Source organism: Acinetobacter sp. AS167 (genome assembly GCF_037152175.1).
Lineage (GTDB): Bacteria > Pseudomonadota > Gammaproteobacteria > Pseudomonadales > Moraxellaceae > Acinetobacter.
This window is the reverse complement of sequence record NZ_JBBCMP010000010.1, coordinates 22,019-40,306: the sequence shown is the minus strand read 5'-3', so window position 1 is coordinate 40,306 and position 18,288 is coordinate 22,019. Positions and strand designations below refer to the sequence as shown.

Sequence of the window (18,288 nt, the reverse complement as noted above, 5' to 3'; positions counted from 1 at the left end):
ATAACTGGAAAGTTAAGGGGGCAATTCGGACATCTGTATTTTTATTTTTTGCAATAAAAAAGCCACTGGAAAGTGGCTTTTGTTAAATGCATGCAGTGATTTACGAGTTTGGACCATCTACGCGTTCAATATTAACGCGTGCTGTTCCTGAATTTGTAATACCTAAACGCTTAGCAGCGCCGTAAGAGAGGTCAAGTACACGGTTACCATGGAAAGGACCACGATCGTTGACTTTAACCACTACGCTTTTACCATTGTCTTTATTGGTTACACGAATAAAGCAGTTTAATGGCAAGCTACGGTGTGCAGCAGTCAAATCATTCATATCGAATGTGTCACCGCTTGCGGTTTTACGGCCGTGGAACTGACGACCATACCAAGATGCAACACCAGTTTGGCTAAATTTGCGAACTGTGTTTGAAGCAACTTCATTAAGTTTATCAATTACTGAAGGCTCATCTTCAGGAACTTGAATCTTTGCTGCAATAGTTTGACGACGGACTTGATCGCCAGAACGTTCAGTAATTGACAAACTGTTTAGGTTTGAAAAATGAGAGTTGAAATTTGTTGAATCTTTGCTAATCACACGAGAAGCTAGACTCGAACTATCCGAATCATTGTTTAAGTATGATGACTGAACCATTTCTGAGTTGACCTGCGTCATACTCAGACCCATGGTCAGGGCCATCATATATTTTAGTGAAGCATGCATCGTTTAACTCCTTGGAACCTCAATTTTAACTTTCTAAGTCGCTGAAAATTAACCATAGAGGTCTGTAAATTCACTTTTGCAACTGCATTTAACGGAAAGGATGATATTCAAGCTGGAATAAATGTGTCTAGCATTATTTAAGAAACAGTTACAAAAAGGACAAATTCTTACAGGTTTTGATTAAAAAATAAACAATATTGTAACAGGATGTGCAAAAAGTATTAAATGTGATCAAATTAACATAAAAAAATCTTGACTTATTTATTGTTCAGGAAATTGCAAGTCTTAACGACTTACAATTTCGGTGCCTAAAAGCCATAAAGCAGTGGCATACATACGGCTTCTATTATATGTCGTAATCACTTGAAAATTAGGATAAGTAATATAATAAATAGGGCCATTGCTGTCCTGTAATTGAATCACATTAACCAAATCTAAGTCATCAATTTTGACGATTGGATTTAATGGAGAAATCCCTAAATTTTTAAGTGATCCATAGGGAACAGGCTGAGTTAAATCTTTTGCAATAACTGCTTCAGGATTGTTCCCGGTATAACGCGCTAAAAACGCAATAGGGCGATCACGCTGCCAGCCATGTTGAGCCAGATAGTTGGCAATTGAACCAATCGCATCGACCGCAGAGTTACGTAAGTCAACATGACCATTTCCATCGTAATCCACGCCAAATTTAGATACATTACTTGGCATAAATTGCGGATAACCTACTGCACCTGCATAAGAGCCAACAATCGAATTGGTTGGAACGCCATCTTTATATGACCATGCAATTAAAGCACCCAACTCATCTTGGAAATATTGCGCACGGCGAGGATAACCAAAACCGAGGGTTGCAAGTGCATCACGGGTGATAAAGGAGCCCTTATTTGAGCCATAACCTGTTTCGACCCCTAGAATGCCTAGGATGATTGCTTGAGGCACCCCAAACTGCTGTTCTGCGCGATTTAGCGTATCTGCATATTGTTGCTTAAAACGCACACCACGTTGGATGGTGCCTTCAGCTAAAAAATTAGTCTTATACTGATACCAAGGTTTACTTTCACCTGGTCGTTCCATAATGCTGATGATATTGGGTAAATTGCGTGAGCCATTCATAGCCCAATCAATTTGTTCGCTACTTAAACCATAGGTTTGCATGGTTTTGGCTTTAAAATTATTGTATTCAGGGTTGCTAGCAAAATCATTGGCTTGGCAGAAACTGGTCAGTGAAAATGCAGCTGCACAAAAAGTGATGTTTTTAACCTTCTGTAAAAGCCCAAAAGTAAACATAGGTTATATTTCCTAATTATTTATGATAAAAAATTAACGATGTGTATGTATAGACATCACAATGCCAAAAGTGGCCATTAAAGTAATAATTGCAGTACCACCATAACTCATAAAAGGTAATGGCACACCGACTACAGGTAAAATACCACTGACCATGCCTGCATTTACAAATACATAAACAAAAAATGACAAAGCAAAAGTACCTGCGACAAGACGGCCAAAATTATGGAAGCATTGTAGACTCATTTGAAAGGTTCTAAAGATAATACAAAAGTAAATGATGATCAGAAGTAGGATACCAATCAGACCGAATTCTTCGGAAAATGCTGCAATAATAAAGTCAGTATGACCTTCAGGTAAAAAGTGTAAGTGTGACTGAGTACCTTCTAAATAGCCTTTGCCCATAAAGCCACCCGAACCTATTGCTGTTTTAGACTGTATAATATTCCAACCTGTGCCTAAGGCATCAGCTTCCGGATTAAATAAAGTTAAAACCCGTTGTCTTTGATAATCATGGAGTAGAAACTCCCAAGCTATTGGAATAATCACAGCAATAGCACTCACTGCGCCTACAATCATTTTCCAAGAAAGACCACTCAGAAATAATACAAAAATTCCACTGGCTAAGATGAGTAGTGACGTCCCTAAATCGGGTTGTTCTGCAATTAGTATAAAAGGAATACCAATCATAATCAGTGATAAAAACACATTTTTAAAACTAGGCGGTAGAGGATTGCGAGATAAAAACCATGCAATCATCAATGGCATACCAATTTTTAAAAACTCACTGGGTTGAACGCTGCCAAAACCTGGAATCCCAATCCAGCGTTGAGCACCCATGCGAACCTCACCAAATACTTTGACCGCAACTAAGCAGAGCAGTCCAAACAGATAAAAGTAGGGTGCAAATGCTTGATAAACTTTAGGGGGAATTTGGGCTAAACCACACATGACGAGAAAACCGATACCAAAGCTCATGGCTTGTTTGTAAACCAGCCCCATATCTTGTGCAGAAGCACTATAAAGGACGGTTAAACCAAGCATCGCGTTTAAAATTAGAAATAAGCTCAACCAAGGGTCAATATGGAGTTTTTGCCAGCGTGAGGGGATCATGGCAGTACTCAGACCATCACGAGGAGATTGACGTAAAAATTTATATTGAGAGCTTGGTGCCATTGGTCTATTTTGTGCGGGAAATGTGTTTTGCGAATGCTATCACAATCCCCCTTGAAGGCAATGAATATCAATACTTTGCAACAAAATTATGACCTGAATTTTGTGATTATTTTGAGGTTGAAATATTTAAATTAGAAAATAGTAGGTTAAAGAGATTGAATTAAATGGTTTTGACTTTGAAAAGGTCTTATATGGATCTAGGGATAGTATTTTATAATGATTTTAAGTTTATGAATTTAATGGTTAATTACTATCCTTAAAAGCATAGCTCAGTAACTTTATAAAAAATGCCCTTACAAAGAAGGGCATTTTTATATTTAAAAATCCAATTGAATTTTAACGATCAATTAAAAAATAAAGTATCGTAATATTCTGCAACAGCTGTGATCTCATCTTTATTTAAATTTGGAATCAATTTGTCAATTGCCATGTGGACTGCCTTACCTACAGCGGAAGCCCCTATATCTGCAGCTTTACGTTTGATCATACCCAAATCGAGCGTTTTATTGAAATCGCGCATAAAATGGTTAATCGTCGCATCTGAGAATTGTTTGAATTGTTCAGACAAAACTGCACGATTTACATCACCATTTGCTTTGACTTCAGCAAAGCTATTTTTAAGATTGATGACTAAACTTGAGTCTAAATTCACTCCCACACGGAATTGACCTTGTGGATCTTTAAATAGGCTACGTTCGGAAAAATCTACAGACTGACGAACCACATCATTGTCTGCCTTACTTAACAATTGTTTAAGTAAAACAGCAACAGTTGATTTGACATAGCCTGCTAATTTTTCAGCAGTATCTCGTTTGTCGCTTGCAGGGAAGCGACGAACAAGTTCAATCAAAAGCGTATCAATAATTTCTTCATTAATGAGTAAGGCAGTTTGATCACGTAAAGGATAAAGTGGTTCGTTAGAGTTTTTTTTCTCAATACCAGTCTGAATGTTCTTTAATAGTTCTTCAGAAGGTACAAAACCAAAAAAAGGCATGTTTTCAACCTCAATGTTTATTGTCGCGCCAATCGAATTGGGCTTGGCATCCATGATTCATCAGATACACGGCAGGGGTTAATATCTAAACCGCCACGACGTGTATACGTTGCATACACCATCAGCTTTTCAGGTTTTAAATTTTGCCAAATATCGGCAAAGATTTGTTCCACGCATTGTTCGTGAAAACCGTTATGCTGACGATACGAGATAATATAAGCTAAAATACTACGATAACAAGGTTTTTCGCCTTGGTATCGGATAAAAACAGTTCCCCAATCTGGTTGTCCCGTCACAGGGCAATTACTTCTCAATAAGTGTGAATACAGTTGAATTTCAACGTTTTCTCCGTCTTGTGTATTTTCTTGATCAAAGGTCAAAAGGCTTGCATCTGGATGATTGACCAGCTGGTCAGGTTCTTGATCATCAATACAAATACCCATTGGTTTGGTAATCTCTAAATCATCAACTTGAAATAAAGTTAGAGTCACTGCTGCTTGTGCAGCAGTAGATAAGTCTTTTTCAACAGTATTGATAAAAGCTTGATGAGAATCAAACTGGGTAAAGTTCATGCTATTAAAGTAGAGCTTTAACGACTTCGATTCAATCAAATTTGGTGATGTTGCAGGAAGCGCAATACGCCCAATGGCAACTTGCGGGATCCCTTTGGTATTTAGCCAAGAAATTTCGAATACATGCCACCAATCTTGACCTTTATATATACCCGCTATATCCGCATATTGCTCACGTGCTTGTGCACGTGCGATCGGGAAAAGAATTTCGGGTTGATAGGTAGTTGGGTAATCGGTTTCTTTACCCAATAAAGATTTTTCAACAGACATTATTCACGCATTCCTGAACCACGAGAAAGTAAATAGTAAGCAATACCATAAAGTACGCCACAGAAAAGAGTCACTATCAGTAAAGACAGAGAAACATTGACATCACTATGACCTAGAATTCCGAAACGGAAAGCATTGACCATATATACAATTGGGTTAATTAAAGAGAGATTTTGCCAAAATGGGCTTAAAGCACTGATTGAGTAAAATACACCACCTAAGTAGGTCAGCGGTGTTAATACAAAGGTTGGGATAATGGAAATATCATCAAAAGATTTTGCATATACAGCATTGATAAAACCCCCTAAAGAGAATAAGAGTGAGGTAATAATAACGGTATATATTGTAACGAAAATATTGTGTATATAAAGGTCAGTAAAAAACAAACTCATTGCTGTGACAATTGCCCCAACAAGAACACCACGAGCAACACCGCCAATCACATAACCACACAAGACCATATGTAATGGAACTGGACTCATGATCAATTCTTCGATGCTTTTTTGGAATTTAGCACTAAAGAAGCTTGAAGACACATTGGCATAACTGTTTGTAATCACCGCCATCATGATAAGACCCGGCACGATGAATTGCATATAGCTAAATCCACCCATTTGCCCAATACGAGAACCGACCAAATTTCCAAAAATCACAAAGTACAAGCTCATGGTAATCGCAGGCGGTAATAAAGTCTGCGGCCAAATTCTCATAAATCTGCGAATTTCTTTTTGAACTAAAGTATAGAGTGCAATACGTAGTTGAGTAAAATTCATTCTGCAACTCCTTCAAGATTTTTCTCAACCAGTTTTACAAATAACTCTTCAAGACGATTTGATTTATTGCGCATACTGCGAACACGAATGCCCTGAGCTTCTAAAAGTTGGAATAAATCATTTAAAGAATGTGCTTTATCCATCGTGACTTCTAAAGTCATTGGGTCAATCAGGTTGAATTTCACACCAATAATATCGATTGTAATGGGTTCAATTGGATTTTCTAAATCGAAAATAAAAGACTCTTCGCTCAATTGATTTAAGAATGCTTTCATTGAGGTATCTTCTTTGATGACACCACGATCAATAATCGCAATTTGACGACATAGCATTTCTGCTTCTTCTAAATAATGCGTGGTTAAGATGATCGAGGTTCCTTTTTCATTCATCTCTGTAAGGAAATCCCACATTGAACGACGTAATTCGATGTCCACACCAGCAGTAGGTTCATCTAAAATCAAAAGCTTAGGCTCATGCATCATAGCACGCGCAATCATTAAACGGCGCTTCATACCACCAGACAACATGCGCCCTTGAGTATTACGCTTATCCCATAAACCTAATTTTTCTAAATATTCTTCAGCACGTTGTTGTGCAATTTTAGGCGGAATTCCGTAATAACCTGCTTGAGTAACTAAGATGTCGAAGATTTTTTCAAACTGACCGAAGTTAAATTCTTGGGGAACGACACCTAGGCATTGTTTTGCTTGTGAAGGATGCGTATCTAAATCATGACCAAAAATTTCCACAGTACCCGAGGTTTTCCGTGCCAAGGAACTGATAATACTGATTGTTGTCGATTTACCAGCGCCATTTGGTCCTAAAAGTGCATAAAACTCTCCTTCTGGAACTGTCAAATTGATTCCTTTGAGTGCTTGGAATCCATTTCTATAGGTTTTAGATAAATCTCTTAACGTCAGAGCATCAGTCATGAAATTCTCACTTGGTTTATGGAGTGTGTATTGTGAGCGATCTTTTTAAATAAACCAAGTAAGTTAGGAGGAATTCTGCATTGCAAATATGCGACATTGTTTAAAGCATGAGCATCAAGCAAAAGAGTTGTTTTATAAATGCTTTACCTAGCGGTTTTTTTTGTTATGATGTGCCATCTCAATTTAAGCGCCCATAGCTTAACTGGATAGAGTACAGGTTTCCGAAGCCTGTGGAGTGGGTTCGAGTCCCGCTGGGCGTACCATCTTTGTTTCAATTTGTCTCAAAACCCTTTATATTAAAAGCATCTAGACAATCCCTTTGTCGCATGATGTACCGCGATTTCTCAAGTTTTTAACGGTATACCGCAAAACCCAATAAAAATGTATCGTAAAAAATGGCAAAACTCGTTTTAAGTCTTACAGACTCAAAGATAAAAGCTGAAATCTCAGCTCAAAAAATCGCCTGATAAAGTTAAAAAGTTATCGAATGAAAACGGCTTAAACTTATATAGATAAAAAGTGAGGAACTTGCTGGCGCGTTTACTATGTTCGTTCAATCTCTAAGAAACGTGCAACATTTACTAATAAATAATGATGGATATAACAAGCATGGACCCATCATCACTTGTTATATTTTACAAATACTTTATCAAGGTTTGCTCGCTCTGATGAATTAAAAATGGGAAGATGTGGATCTTGAAAATTCTAAATGGTCCTATACACCATCTCAAACCGAAAATGCTTTAGGCACTCAAAATTGGTTGTACCTTTTTATTAAAGCAAGTCTTGTCTCTTTTTAAAGAACTGAAAGTAATTACAAGGCATAGTGAATATTGTTTAGCTAACCACGGGGGCAAAACAAGAATTCTTAGTGATCTCAATAAATAAGGCCTTTAAAAATCTAGGCTTCAATAATGGTGAGACTACAGACGATGAGTTTCGCGCACCTGTGCGTACTTTATTAAATGAAGTTAAAGTTGGTACGAAAAAGAGGCTAAATTAAATAGCATAATATTTTTTTATGACATAATTCTTTATATGAGATCAACTTTTAAGAAATCAGTATGGCAAGACTTCAAATGGAAAACAAAAAAAATGTTCAATTTACCGACGAGGCGCAAGAGCTGATATGTTTTGCAAAAATTTGTGATATCCAATCTTGGAAAGAAGTTCAGAATCAGTATATAGAACTAAAAAAGAAAATTGCTCCTAAAAAAGTTTTATTGCTTTTAGAGGATATCGGACAATGTAACTATACTTCGATGCATGCCTCTATGAGTGATGGGCTTTACTTTGATTTATCTGAATACCTTGACGAGGGTGAAAGCGAAAATATTAGCTACGAAAATGCTTTACCTCTTGAAGTTCAGTATCATATTAAACAACTCTTAAAGCCTGAGAATCAAGTAAGTGTTCGTGATTTGTATGGAAAATTCAGTTATAGCGATCAAGATTTATCTATTCTAATACAGATAAATATGCATCCTGAGAAAATTTTGGATAAATGTATTGAGGTAAAAGTATTAAGAAATACAACTGAAACTCAAAAATTTGCAGCCCAGCCTAATGGCTATTTTAGTTGTGATTTTAACCCATTTGAGTCTTTTAGTTTAATTCAATTTTTAGATAAAAATTTTGGCTTAGAGTATATTGGTCTAGGGGCAAGTTTATTATTTTTTTCTAAAACACCAATGTTTACATCAAGTAAATTAGATGACTTATTTAAAGAATTGGAAAAAATTTATAATTTTAATCAAACAATGAGTACACAGTTGAAGGAGCATTTAACGAACTATGATTATATCATTTTACCATATGTAGAATCGTTGGAAGTATTTGTTTTAGATTAAAAAAGTTACTAGAAGAGTTTGCTCAGTACAATATAAGCGGTTTGAAAAATATTAATAAGATTTTAACTAAACCTTCCTCGGGAGGTTTTTTAATATTTAATTCAACCAGCTTGAAAGCATATAGATCACAATTGCGAGTAAGAATAATCCTATTAAAATCAAAATATATATAGGTATTCTGCGATTTTCTTTAGCTTTCTCTGACCTTTCTTGAGAGCGTGTTTGGCTTTTATTAATTAGCATATTAACCTCTAAAAGTTTATAAAGCTGCTAATTGTATCTTGTGCTTATATTTGCATTACATTGTGAATATATGTAGTGCGATGGTTTGGTGTGCCCTCGAATTGGAGGGCTAGAAGTATTAACTAAAAATTTTCAAAATAGATTGGATGACCACAACGTTAACTAGATCAATAAAAAATGCGCCAACAAGCGGAACAATCAAAAAAGCTTTGTGTGATGGACCATACATATTAGTAATCGCCTGCATATTTGCAATTGCGTTAGGGGTTGCACCCATTCCAAAACCACATAGACCCGAAGCTAAAACTGCTGAGTCATAGTTTTTTCCCATAACACGAAAAGATATATATACTGCAAATAACCACATCGTAATAGACTGAGCAATCAATAGTATAATCATTGGAACAGCTAAATCTGCTAATTGCCAAAGCTTCAATGAGACTAAAGCCATCGCTAAAAATAGGGCAAGCGCAGTGTTGCCAAACACGTCAATTGAACGATCAAATATCGGTTGCTTAAAGCCAGTTTCAATCACGTTACGAAGTAAAATGCCACCACCTAAAGCCCATACAAAAGTAGGTAATTCAAACGCAGTACCAAGAGTTAAGTTCTTCATAATCTCTGCAAAAGCCAAAGCAAAAGCAAACATTCCCAAAGTTATAATAGCGTTATCTGCTGTAATGAGACGAACCTTTTGCGGGGCTTCAAATGCATATTCACTATCTGTCAATGGTGCACTTTTATTGTCTTGACGTACTTCTGTATTTAAAGGCGAAGCCAATTGATGCTTGCGGATTAAATATCGTGCTAACGGTCCACCCATTAGACCGCCAACTACCATACCAAATGTGGCACTTGCAATTCCCATAGGTAATGCACCTTCAACGGCATATTTTGATTCGAAAATCGGTCCCCAGGCACCTGCTGTCCCCAAACCACCGATTAAAGCAATTGAACCCGCAATTACGCCCATAAGAGGATCTAAACCAACCATCTTAGCGACAGCCATACCTACACCATTTTGCACTAAAACAAAGATAGATATTGCGATCAGGAAAATAACTAAAGGTTTTCCACCTTCTTTTAGCTTTACGAAATTAGCACTTAATCCAATTGATGCAAAAAACATCAACATGAATGTATCTTGCATCGGCTTATTTATTGAGATTGTGTATCCCATAAATTGATGAATTATATAAAAAATAATTGCGCCAACCAATCCGCCTGCCACGGGTTCTGGAATATTGTATTTTGTTAAAAAGGGAATATATTTGTTTAAAATACGTCCTGTATATAGAACCAACACAGCTAGCATGAGCGTATACGTTGGATTAAGTATTAAATCCATTAAATATCCTTAATTATTAGTTTGTTGTGCTCTATAGCATTGTGATTTAATTTAACAGATTAAGATGAAAACTATTAATATAAACTACAGAATAAATGCACTGTTCAAAGATAAAGCGATGTATTTCATACTTCTAATGCATTTTTATATTTTTCTATGCATTTTTTGCATAACAATTTACATAACTATGGAAATATCTTGGAATGATCAAAGTATCCAAGTAAGGTTGCTGATCGCTTATATTTAGATCATTTTTCCAAATTAGAGACAATTCATCTTTATTGTTTTGTACAGTTGGCTTTATGTAGAAGTATGGCTATTTGTTATAATTTTCGGATTTGTTAAAATAGCAATATTAAGGAATTGAAGCCTAATCTCTTTTTTATGGTAGCTAATACACTATGATTTAAAATTAATTAAATCATATAGATATAAGATGGTTGTTGTGGCCACTCTGCATACCATTTTAATAAAAAACCTTACTTCCGTGAGGGCAGTTGAAATTTAATGTATAAAAAATAGAGAGACAGTAATATTTAATTACCAAACTAAATTTATTACTCGCTATATCTCAAATAATGCTGAAGGATCAAGACTGACTGTTCTCAGCTAAAATTTACTTTCCGTAATTTTAAAATTTATCTCAAACAAACTTTGAGAAATTTTATTGAAGAGATCCTTTACCATATTAGAACAGTTTGCCCATGAAGAGATTTACAACAAGAATTTAGCAAATCAAACTCAATATTTAAAAATATTGTCGCTAGGTGGTAGGGAGTAAGCTTATGAAAAAATTAAATTATTTTGTAGAGATTAAAACATAAAGTGTTTTAGCCTCAAAAAGTAATGATCGCTTTAAATTTGAAGAAGAAGATATACTCTGTGTGAATATGATAAATGACTGATGGATACTTTAAAAAAGTATTAAAATTAATAATTATCCTGAAACAACTTTTGTGATTTATTCAAAAGAAAGATTAGGTGATTTGATCTTATAAATTTGAAAAAAGATTGGGAAAAGTTCTGTTCAATATTCTAAATGATGCTGTGAGACTAAATCTCTCATGTCATGAAGCATAATTTTATTCAAATAACATTGAAAAATGAGATTTTAATTAAGCATAAAATAAATTTTAAATATTTTTTTGTTTGCATTGTTATTTTTAGTTCAATCCTTAGAGCTGAGGGCGCAGGGGATCCTAAAAAGCATAAATGAGTAGTCAACTATAAGTCAGCGAAATATAACATGTGTCTATCAGTTTTCTTTTAGTCGAATGATTAAGCTAAGTATTTATAGATTTTAAATTTTCGTATCAACATGCATATTGGGTGTTTTTCACCGATTAAAAGAAAGCTCTAATAGTTGTTATATATTGCCACTGACAAGTAAAATCAAACCCTAGTAAAATAGTAGGTATTCCTCCTGTTACCGAATAATCGGTTTTTGCCTGTATTCTTTCCCCAAAGATGCAGGTTTTTTTTACCTCATTGTTTAGTTTTTTCTGTATATCATTTCAAATTTTTTGTGTTGAAAATCATAGAAATCACAAGAATTTAGAATTTTGCTCAAAGTTCATAAAGTAAGCCTGAATGCGGTAGTATAGTAATTAACGACAAGAGTAGTCATTATGATGAATGAAACATTTAAATATTTGTATACCCATGTGGGTATATTTGGTTCTTTACCTACACATAAAGTGTTTAAAAGCGATAAAAGTGATAGAACAAAACTAATTTTTGCTGATAATACATTTGTTTATAGTTTAATTTCTTCTTGGGCTTTGAGTAACTCAGATTTTGATAGTGGAAAAGAGACGTGGAAAGACGAGCCAGCAGATTATTTAGAAAATGAAATAAAAAAATTAGCTATTTATAAAGCGAATCATCCCTTATTTATCACTGAATTGTAATTTTATATTGTAGCTAGAATTAACTCGCAGCTGTTTAAAGATGGTTTGAATACCTAGCTAAAAGCTTTAAGATTGTCTTGCAGAAATGCGAGGCATTCTTCATCTCTTAATTTTTCTTAATTCGCCAAAAAAATGTCATAAATGGGTGTTATATTGAATAAAACAAATGAGGGGAGCTAACATGAGCATTAATCTAAAAGAACTAAACAAGCAAATTGCTGATTTTAAAGAAAATAAGGAGCCACAAAAATTAATTATCGGCTATAAAACTTATTCTAAATTGATGAAAGAGAGTAAGTTTTTAGATAAAATTAGCAAAGACGCAAATGATCCAATGATTAGATATTATAAAGAAATAAAAATAAAAATAGTGACCGAAAAGCATTTTTTTGAGATTGAGTAACTGATCGAGCTTTATGAAATCATTTGTGCGCAATAAAGTTGTGAGTCAAGTGCTTAAGATGTCATTTTAATCCCAAAAATTGATAAAGATATTTATGTATTATTCTAGAAAGGCTGTCATCAGACTAAAATGATAATTCTTATTTAACATTTTAAAAGTAATGGTGATTTGGAAGGTCTACATTTTTTTAATTTTGGTCGCAATAAATGTTGAAAATTCCACCTTATTAATGTATAATTAATGTACAAAAATAAAATAAGGTGATTACATGATATATAAATCTATAAACATCGCTTTTTTCTTCTTTATGTTTATTGTTCTTACTTTGCTTATACATTTATTTGGTAATATCCCTTCAGGGTTATGGGTGTATAAGTAAATACAACTGGATCTAAAAGCTCATCAAAAGATGGGCTTTTATGAGTTTTTTAATACTAAATATATCCAGAAAGATGTTGTGTTTATGTTGACTAATTAGCTGAATTGTCTATTTAAATTATTCTTTCTAGTTATAAATTTGGAATGCCACCTCGTCTAACCACTGTTAAGTGTCAGTGTATAGAGATGCCTAAAAAGATTAAAATATAGTTAATCTAAAAAATGATATTCTTCTGAGAAAAATTGTAAACATATATAAAAGTATAAAAATTGTGTGAATATAGCTGTTAAATCAGTCTTTTTAGTATATATATTTAATAATAGTTGTAATCCTTATCTTTAAAGCGTATAAAGTCACTTCGTTGATGCGGGATGGAGCAGTCTGGTAGCTCGTCGGGCTCATAACCCGAAGGTCGTTGGTTCAAATCCAGCTCCCGCTACCAACGAAAAAAGATTTAAAGTTTATAGCCTAGTTCGCTTCATGCTTACTAGGTTTTTTTATGTTTAAAATTTAACAAGATCAAACTCTAAAGTTATAGAAAAAGACGGCATGAAAGTGGGATAAATTAAGCCACTAATTTATTTTTTGTATTTGAAGATAAATAAAATAATGGTATTTATTGAGTTTTCACTTGTGCTTACATTTTCTATGGTCCAATCTAATCTATACAAATTGCCTGCTAAATATTGGAAAGGAAAGATATCGATTGGATATGGTATTGGATATTTTGAGGGGGCTGTCGGTGATAATTATCCACATCGTCATCACGCACATCAATTAAGCTTTGCAAAGGAAGAGGGAGAGCGTGTTCAGGTTGTTTATGAGGATGGAGATAAATGTATAATGAGTAGTGGGGTGTATATCGCAGCAAATACATCACATCATTTGCGACCAGGAAACTACTGTTCGATTTATATTGATCAAACACATTTCCTTGCAGATGTCATACAGCATTATTTACAAGGGTACCTACAATCAGACTCGCCCATTCGGGTATTGCCTGAAAGTCTGGTGATTATACTTAGAGAATTCTTTCTAGAACAAAATCATGCTATTGAATCTTTTCAAAAACTTATTAGTTATTGTAGTCAGAATGACTTCAAATATCAGAACATCAGAGCAAGACATCTTTCAGAATATCTTATTCTCAATAATCAAAAGAATTTAACAGTTAAACAAATTGCAGCAAAGCTCAATATCTCAGAAAGCCGTTTTAGTCATTGGTTCAGTGAAAATTTTGGTATTTCTTATCGTAGTTATCGGAAGTGGATACGCTTATTGCAAACCTTACAAGCAATAGAGCAGGACGTTAATTTAACAAGCATAGCTCATCAATCACACTTTTCTGATCAACCACACTTTAGTAGAACGTGTAAACAAATGTTTGGTATTCAACCCTCATTATTAAAATTTATTCCATTCATTGAACAGATGCCGATATTAGTAGTGCCATATAAACCATATTAACAAGACATTATAGCGGTTTCGTTCAATTTTTAGGGTATTCCAATCCGCATACTACTGAAGCGTATTATGATGATTGGAGTAATAAGTGAGCGCTTTTTTTAAAATATCTCTACAATATTTATTTTATCCGCTTTGTATGATGTTTACAGTATGGATCGTGATGTTGGTCGTCTCTGGGCAAATTCCGTATTGGCCAAGTTCAATAATTTTAATCTTACTAAGCGGTTTACTGATTGCATTGGTTGAATATTATTTGCCTTATCAACCCAAATGGTTAGATACACATCAAGATTTTCTTACAGATATAGTTCATGCAGTTTTTAATTTATTTTTGATTGTTTCTGTAGCAAAAATGATAGAGTGGTTGGATCTTTTTAGATTTATTCCTCGTTTATGGCCTGACCAAATTTCGGTATTTTGGCAGATTATAATTGTTGCTTTAATCATTGATTTTGGACTTTGGTTCATGCATTACATGAGCCACAAGTATCGATTTCTATGGAAATTACATGCGATTCATCACCATTCACGTCGGTTATATTGGTTAAATGCTGAAAAGAGGCATCCGCTGAGTGCAATTGTCCTTGCTGGGCCAAGTTTAACTGTATTGGCTCTTTTCGGGGCACCTAGTTTGCTGATTGGATGTTGGCTGATGTTTATGGCTGTACATTTGTTTTTCCAGCATGCCAATGTTGATTATCGGGTGGGTCCTTTAAAATATATTTTTGCTGTTGCCGAGGTTCATCGTAGTCATCATCAACATGGTCTTGGTCGTAAAAATTTTGGAGAAGTTTTTATATTTTGGGATATTATTTTTGGAAGCTTTTTTTATGAAGATAAAAAAGTTAAACATGATCAAGTCGGAGTGCGTATCCAAATACCAAATCAATATCTGGCTCAATTGCGCTGGCCTTTTAAAAAATAATCTTAAAGATGATTTTTACTTTAATCCCTACTAGCCAAAACTAAATCACTTGTTAAAAGTGATTTAGAAAGCTTAAGTTACTTGGCAAAGCTCTCGTTTGAGAGCTATTTAAGTAGATAAGTTCCTCTTTAAGCTTAAAAGAAGTTAAATATATATAAGAAAGCTTGATTATTTTTTTTTTTCCTGTAAAGTAAAGACAACTAGAAAAAAGTCATGTTTTGGTAAATCTTCTCTAAGTATCGCAGTTTTAGTCATAATCCTTCGTTTTATTCAGATTTTAAGTTCAATTCTTTATTATTTTCGACGTTATCACTAGTCATAAAATGACTTAAAATTTTTAAATTTCAGTAGGATTGATTATGTCAAACTCAAATGTTGTTAAAGGTACTGTTAAATGGTTCAACGAAACTAAAGGTTTCGGTTTCATTCAACAAGAGTCAGGTCCAGACGTTTTTGCTCATTTCAGCGAAATCGCTAACTCTGGTTTTAAAACTCTTGCTGAAGGTCAACAAGTTGAATTCAGTATCACTCAAGGTCCAAAAGGTCCTAACGCTGTAAACATTACTGCTCTATAATTAGTAGTAAGTTAAAAAAAGCACGATATCGTGCTTTTTTTAGCTGTGCATTTTTATTTAAACTAAAATTTATACATTTTAATTATTTCGATAAAATTTTCTATTCTATTAGGTATGTTCATACTGAATCACAATGTCCATATCAAAGATCAATTAGGTCTTCAATACTATATCTAAGCCACAGTTGATGGTGATTTCGGCAATACCCAATCTTACTCTAATTTATGCTTTATCATAATTAGGGTAGAAGATATTTGCCAGATTTTGAAATGATTTTTCAATGTACTTTAAGTGGAAAATTATATAAATACATTCCCTTTTTATGAACATTCCATCTCTGTAATCATTCACTTATCCTTGAAAGTTTAAGCATATCTAACGATTTGATGTATGTGCCTAGACTTTTACATTCTGTGGAATGTGATGCTGTTCCACTTATCGCTCAGGAAAAAAGAAACCTGCATCATGCAGGTTAGTTTCGAGTTTCTTTATTGTCATATAGACCACTCTCTCCAATGGTCATCGCTACTATACATCTGCTCACTAATAATAAAAACGCAGTAAAATAGTCGAGATAAATTTTGATAATCGTTAGGCTCGAAATGATAATTCGATTTTCTACTTTTAATTTCAATTATTTAAAGTAAATTAGCTGTGATTGGCTTTCTGCACTGGTTGTGTCGAGTATGTTACTGTTGCTTATTATTTTTATCTTCTGGACAATATTTAGTGTACTAAGTGCTGATTAGTACCTTAATTAAGTATCATATTTATGTTCTTTTGAAATTAAACATTCGATGAAGGATCTTGAAGTAATACTTAATTTATATAAATTAAGCTTGCATCACAGTTTTTGTAGATCCAACTACTTATTGTTGGTTATTTTTTATACATTTTATAAGAAGGTTAAGGCTGATTTAACTTTAACTTTACATTGTTATTTTACTAAAAATAAATAACAAAAAAACCTTAATCAGCGCAAAATTAAGGTCAAGCCTTACAAAAATATCAGGCTTTTGTATTGAACAATAGCATCTTGAGAACATAACCGGATTTTAAGCTTATAGATTAGAAACTATAAAATTGAACCTTATTAGCCAAATTTTATTACGATGACAAGTAAAATGAATTTGTTAGATTAATTGATGGGTACCAAGGAGATGAATGTAAGGAAAAAGTTAATTTTAGCAGTGTAATTGGTTGAGGCAACTTTAGAAGGTGACCATGTCACAAGAATGTTAATCGAAATTTTAGTTGGCTTTCTGATGGAAAGTGGAACTGTGAGATGTGAGGTTTATTTTCAATTTATTCAACAAACGAAAAAATATTTGATTGAGAATTCCAACGAGACCAGTGAATCTAAAGTAAAAATAATTGAAAGTATTTTTTGATCTTCATCTTGATGATTTAAAGGAGATAAAAGGATAGATATGAAAAGCGCTGAATAACATCTAAAACGATCTTTTGGGTAAACACTTAAAATGTAAGTAAATAAAAAAAATAATAACAATTGAATGTTTTTGCAGTATATTAAATCGCGTTCGATGAACAAGCATAAATTTAATAATCATTGAATGTTTAGGTACACAGTTTTAGCTATTTTTTAATTAATTTTTAAGGTGTTTTTTATGAATAAACTCGATATAAATGTAAAGGATCAATTTGGTACGTGTTATGCAGTAGAAGCAACATTGGATGATGTTGTGGTAGATCCAAATAAAACCCATGAACGTATAAAATATATTATTGTTGAAAATGAACTTTTACGGCCTAACTTTGAAATGCTCTTTGAAAGTACTAAGAACGGAAAAATTTATAAGATACTGGAATCTATAGCTTAAATATGACCACCTGCGGGTGGTTTTTTAATTGATAAAATTTATATTTACATTCTTGGATTTATTTAAAATTATCATGATCAGTATCGTTTGAATAATCAAGTCGACTTATGCTGTGATTAAAAAGTGAAGAAAAACTTACAAATCATAGTGGTTATATTTAAAAAACCTACTTTATTAGTTTTGTATATTGAACGAAATTGGGTTTATTGATTTTGCCAGACTTGATAGCAACTTTTGCAATAACAGCAAACATGACTTTTTATTAAAAAATAAACGAGTAGTTAAGTGAATCAGTCTGAGATTTATTGATCAATTATTTATAAAATGTTTACATTATAGATATTCAAATTTTTATTTCTTTAGGATTTTATAGTTATTATCAACTATTAATCAGATCATTTTATATATTCTCATTTTTTATTTTTATTACATAGTTTAGTTAAAATAATAAATAAAGATTGATATACTGGATTTAAATTGTTGTCTGACGCTTACGTTATTCATATTCTCCTAAACATACCCTCATTTTAGTGAGTGTATTTCTTTGATACTTTGGATGTTTTTATGATATTTTGAAGTTAAGATCATGGACCAACAATAAGTGTCTTCTGAGTGGTTCGGCTTCTCATTC

General features: G+C 33.5%; 15 protein-coding genes, 2 tRNA genes and 1 pseudogene. 10 read left to right on the top strand and 8 right to left on the bottom strand.

Translation table 11 applies throughout. The features are described from left to right. Nucleotides 1-100: 100 nt before the first annotated feature. The 7 genes from WFN33_RS15415 to WFN33_RS15385 all read right to left on the bottom strand — a co-directional run bounded on the left by WFN33_RS15415 (nucleotide 101) and on the right by WFN33_RS15385 (nucleotide 6,716). The gene (locus WFN33_RS15415; protein ID WP_004722011.1) at nucleotides 101-712 is read right to left on the bottom strand and encodes a septal ring lytic transglycosylase RlpA family protein; all 612 of its coding nucleotides are present in this window, start codon (nucleotides 710-712) and stop codon (nucleotides 101-103) included. 285 nt (nucleotides 713-997) lie between these two features. After that, nucleotides 998-1,999, bottom strand: a complete 1,002-nt coding sequence (gene mltB / locus WFN33_RS15410; protein WP_004820018.1) for a lytic murein transglycosylase B — start codon at nucleotides 1,997-1,999, stop codon at nucleotides 998-1,000. Between the two features lie 33 nt (nucleotides 2,000-2,032). Beyond that, nucleotides 2,033-3,175: a rod shape-determining protein RodA gene (gene rodA / locus WFN33_RS15405; protein WP_336953893.1), complete on the bottom strand. Its 1,143-nt coding sequence runs from the start codon at nucleotides 3,173-3,175 to the stop codon at nucleotides 2,033-2,035. 343 nt (nucleotides 3,176-3,518) lie between these two features. After that, a complete protein-coding gene (locus WFN33_RS15400) occupies nucleotides 3,519-4,169 on the bottom strand; it encodes a hypothetical protein (protein WP_336953892.1) in 651 nt (216 codons plus the stop codon). Between the two features lie 17 nt (nucleotides 4,170-4,186). Further along, nucleotides 4,187-5,011, bottom strand: coding sequence for an NADPH-dependent 7-cyano-7-deazaguanine reductase QueF (queF, locus tag WFN33_RS15395; RefSeq protein ID WP_336953891.1), 825 nt, complete (start codon nucleotides 5,009-5,011; stop codon nucleotides 4,187-4,189). After that, nucleotides 5,011-5,784: an ABC transporter permease gene (locus WFN33_RS15390; protein ID WP_336953890.1), complete on the bottom strand. Its 774-nt coding sequence runs from the start codon at nucleotides 5,782-5,784 to the stop codon at nucleotides 5,011-5,013. The genes queF and WFN33_RS15390 overlap by 1 nt, the downstream gene beginning before the upstream one ends. Continuing rightward, the gene (locus WFN33_RS15385; RefSeq protein WP_336953889.1) at nucleotides 5,781-6,716 is read right to left on the bottom strand and encodes an ABC transporter ATP-binding protein; all 936 of its coding nucleotides are present in this window, start codon (nucleotides 6,714-6,716) and stop codon (nucleotides 5,781-5,783) included. The genes WFN33_RS15390 and WFN33_RS15385 overlap by 4 nt, the downstream gene beginning before the upstream one ends. Before the next feature lie 187 nt (nucleotides 6,717-6,903). On the opposite strand from WFN33_RS15385, the gene WFN33_RS15380 reads away from it, so the two are divergent. Together WFN33_RS15380 and WFN33_RS15375 are read left to right on the top strand one after the other, a co-directional pair. Further along, nucleotides 6,904-6,979, top strand: a tRNA-Arg gene (locus tag WFN33_RS15380). An 801-nt stretch (nucleotides 6,980-7,780) separates the two neighbouring features. Then, entirely contained in the window at nucleotides 7,781-8,566 is a 786-nt protein-coding gene (locus WFN33_RS15375; protein ID WP_336953888.1) for a hypothetical protein, read from the top strand. A 361-nt stretch (nucleotides 8,567-8,927) separates the two neighbouring features. Here WFN33_RS15375 and gltS read toward each other — a convergent pair whose 3' ends face one another. Further along, nucleotides 8,928-10,157 carry a sodium/glutamate symporter gene (gene gltS / locus WFN33_RS15370; protein WP_336953887.1) on the bottom strand — a complete coding sequence of 410 codons (1,230 nt, stop codon included), beginning with the start codon at nucleotides 10,155-10,157 and terminating at the stop codon, nucleotides 8,928-8,930. 588 nt (nucleotides 10,158-10,745) lie between these two features. Between gltS and WFN33_RS20455 the strand changes: the two are divergent. The 8 genes and pseudogenes from WFN33_RS20455 to WFN33_RS15335 all read left to right on the top strand — a co-directional run. Further along, nucleotides 10,746-10,928, top strand: a pseudogene (locus WFN33_RS20455) (IS5/IS1182 family transposase); the annotation flags it as partial. Nucleotides 10,929-11,785: 857 nt separating this feature from the next. Further along, entirely contained in the window at nucleotides 11,786-12,067 is a 282-nt protein-coding gene (locus WFN33_RS15365) for a hypothetical protein (protein ID WP_336953886.1), read from the top strand. Nucleotides 12,068-12,248: 181 nt separating this feature from the next. Continuing rightward, a complete protein-coding gene (locus WFN33_RS15360; RefSeq protein ID WP_336953885.1) occupies nucleotides 12,249-12,470 on the top strand; it encodes a hypothetical protein in 222 nt (73 codons plus the stop codon). A 744-nt stretch (nucleotides 12,471-13,214) separates the two neighbouring features. Next, nucleotides 13,215-13,291, top strand: a tRNA-Met gene (locus WFN33_RS15355). 206 nt (nucleotides 13,292-13,497) lie between these two features. Further along, the gene (locus tag WFN33_RS15350; RefSeq protein ID WP_336953958.1) at nucleotides 13,498-14,316 is read left to right on the top strand and encodes a helix-turn-helix domain-containing protein; all 819 of its coding nucleotides are present in this window, start codon (nucleotides 13,498-13,500) and stop codon (nucleotides 14,314-14,316) included. Nucleotides 14,317-14,401: 85 nt separating this feature from the next. Next, nucleotides 14,402-15,241, top strand: coding sequence for a sterol desaturase family protein (locus tag WFN33_RS15345; RefSeq protein WP_336953884.1), 840 nt, complete (start codon nucleotides 14,402-14,404; stop codon nucleotides 15,239-15,241). 359 nt (nucleotides 15,242-15,600) lie between these two features. Further along, a complete protein-coding gene (locus WFN33_RS15340; protein ID WP_336953883.1) occupies nucleotides 15,601-15,816 on the top strand; it encodes a cold-shock protein in 216 nt (71 codons plus the stop codon). Nucleotides 15,817-17,444: 1,628 nt separating this feature from the next. Beyond that, nucleotides 17,445-17,657 carry a hypothetical protein gene (locus tag WFN33_RS15335; RefSeq protein WP_336953882.1) on the top strand — a complete coding sequence of 71 codons (213 nt, stop codon included), beginning with the start codon at nucleotides 17,445-17,447 and terminating at the stop codon, nucleotides 17,655-17,657. Nucleotides 17,658-18,288 lie beyond the last annotated feature (631 nt).

What these genes read in the sequence shown, in the direction of transcription:
- WFN33_RS15415 (WP_004722011.1), bottom strand. Translation starts at nt 712, where the DNA reads ATGCATGCTTCACTAAAATATATGATGGCCCTGACCATGGGTCTGAGT.
- mltB (WP_004820018.1), bottom strand. Translation starts at nt 1,999, where the DNA reads ATGTTTACTTTTGGGCTTTTACAGAAGGTTAAAAACATCACTTTTTGT.
- rodA (WP_336953893.1), bottom strand. Translation starts at nt 3,175, where the DNA reads ATGGCACCAAGCTCTCAATATAAATTTTTACGTCAATCTCCTCGTGAT.
- WFN33_RS15400 (WP_336953892.1), bottom strand. Translation starts at nt 4,169, where the DNA reads ATGCCTTTTTTTGGTTTTGTACCTTCTGAAGAACTATTAAAGAACATT.
- queF (WP_336953891.1), bottom strand. Translation starts at nt 5,011, where the DNA reads ATGTCTGTTGAAAAATCTTTATTGGGTAAAGAAACCGATTACCCAACT.
- WFN33_RS15390 (WP_336953890.1), bottom strand. Translation starts at nt 5,784, where the DNA reads ATGAATTTTACTCAACTACGTATTGCACTCTATACTTTAGTTCAAAAA.
- WFN33_RS15385 (WP_336953889.1), bottom strand. Translation starts at nt 6,716, where the DNA reads ATGACTGATGCTCTGACGTTAAGAGATTTATCTAAAACCTATAGAAAT.
- WFN33_RS15375 (WP_336953888.1), top strand. Translation starts at nt 7,781, where the DNA reads ATGGCAAGACTTCAAATGGAAAACAAAAAAAATGTTCAATTTACCGAC.
- gltS (WP_336953887.1), bottom strand. Translation starts at nt 10,157, where the DNA reads ATGGATTTAATACTTAATCCAACGTATACGCTCATGCTAGCTGTGTTG.
- WFN33_RS15365 (WP_336953886.1), top strand. Translation starts at nt 11,786, where the DNA reads ATGATGAATGAAACATTTAAATATTTGTATACCCATGTGGGTATATTT.
- WFN33_RS15360 (WP_336953885.1), top strand. Translation starts at nt 12,249, where the DNA reads ATGAGCATTAATCTAAAAGAACTAAACAAGCAAATTGCTGATTTTAAA.
- WFN33_RS15350 (WP_336953958.1), top strand. Translation starts at nt 13,498, where the DNA reads ATGGTCCAATCTAATCTATACAAATTGCCTGCTAAATATTGGAAAGGA.
- WFN33_RS15340 (WP_336953883.1), top strand. Translation starts at nt 15,601, where the DNA reads ATGTCAAACTCAAATGTTGTTAAAGGTACTGTTAAATGGTTCAACGAA.
- WFN33_RS15335 (WP_336953882.1), top strand. Translation starts at nt 17,445, where the DNA reads ATGAATAAACTCGATATAAATGTAAAGGATCAATTTGGTACGTGTTAT.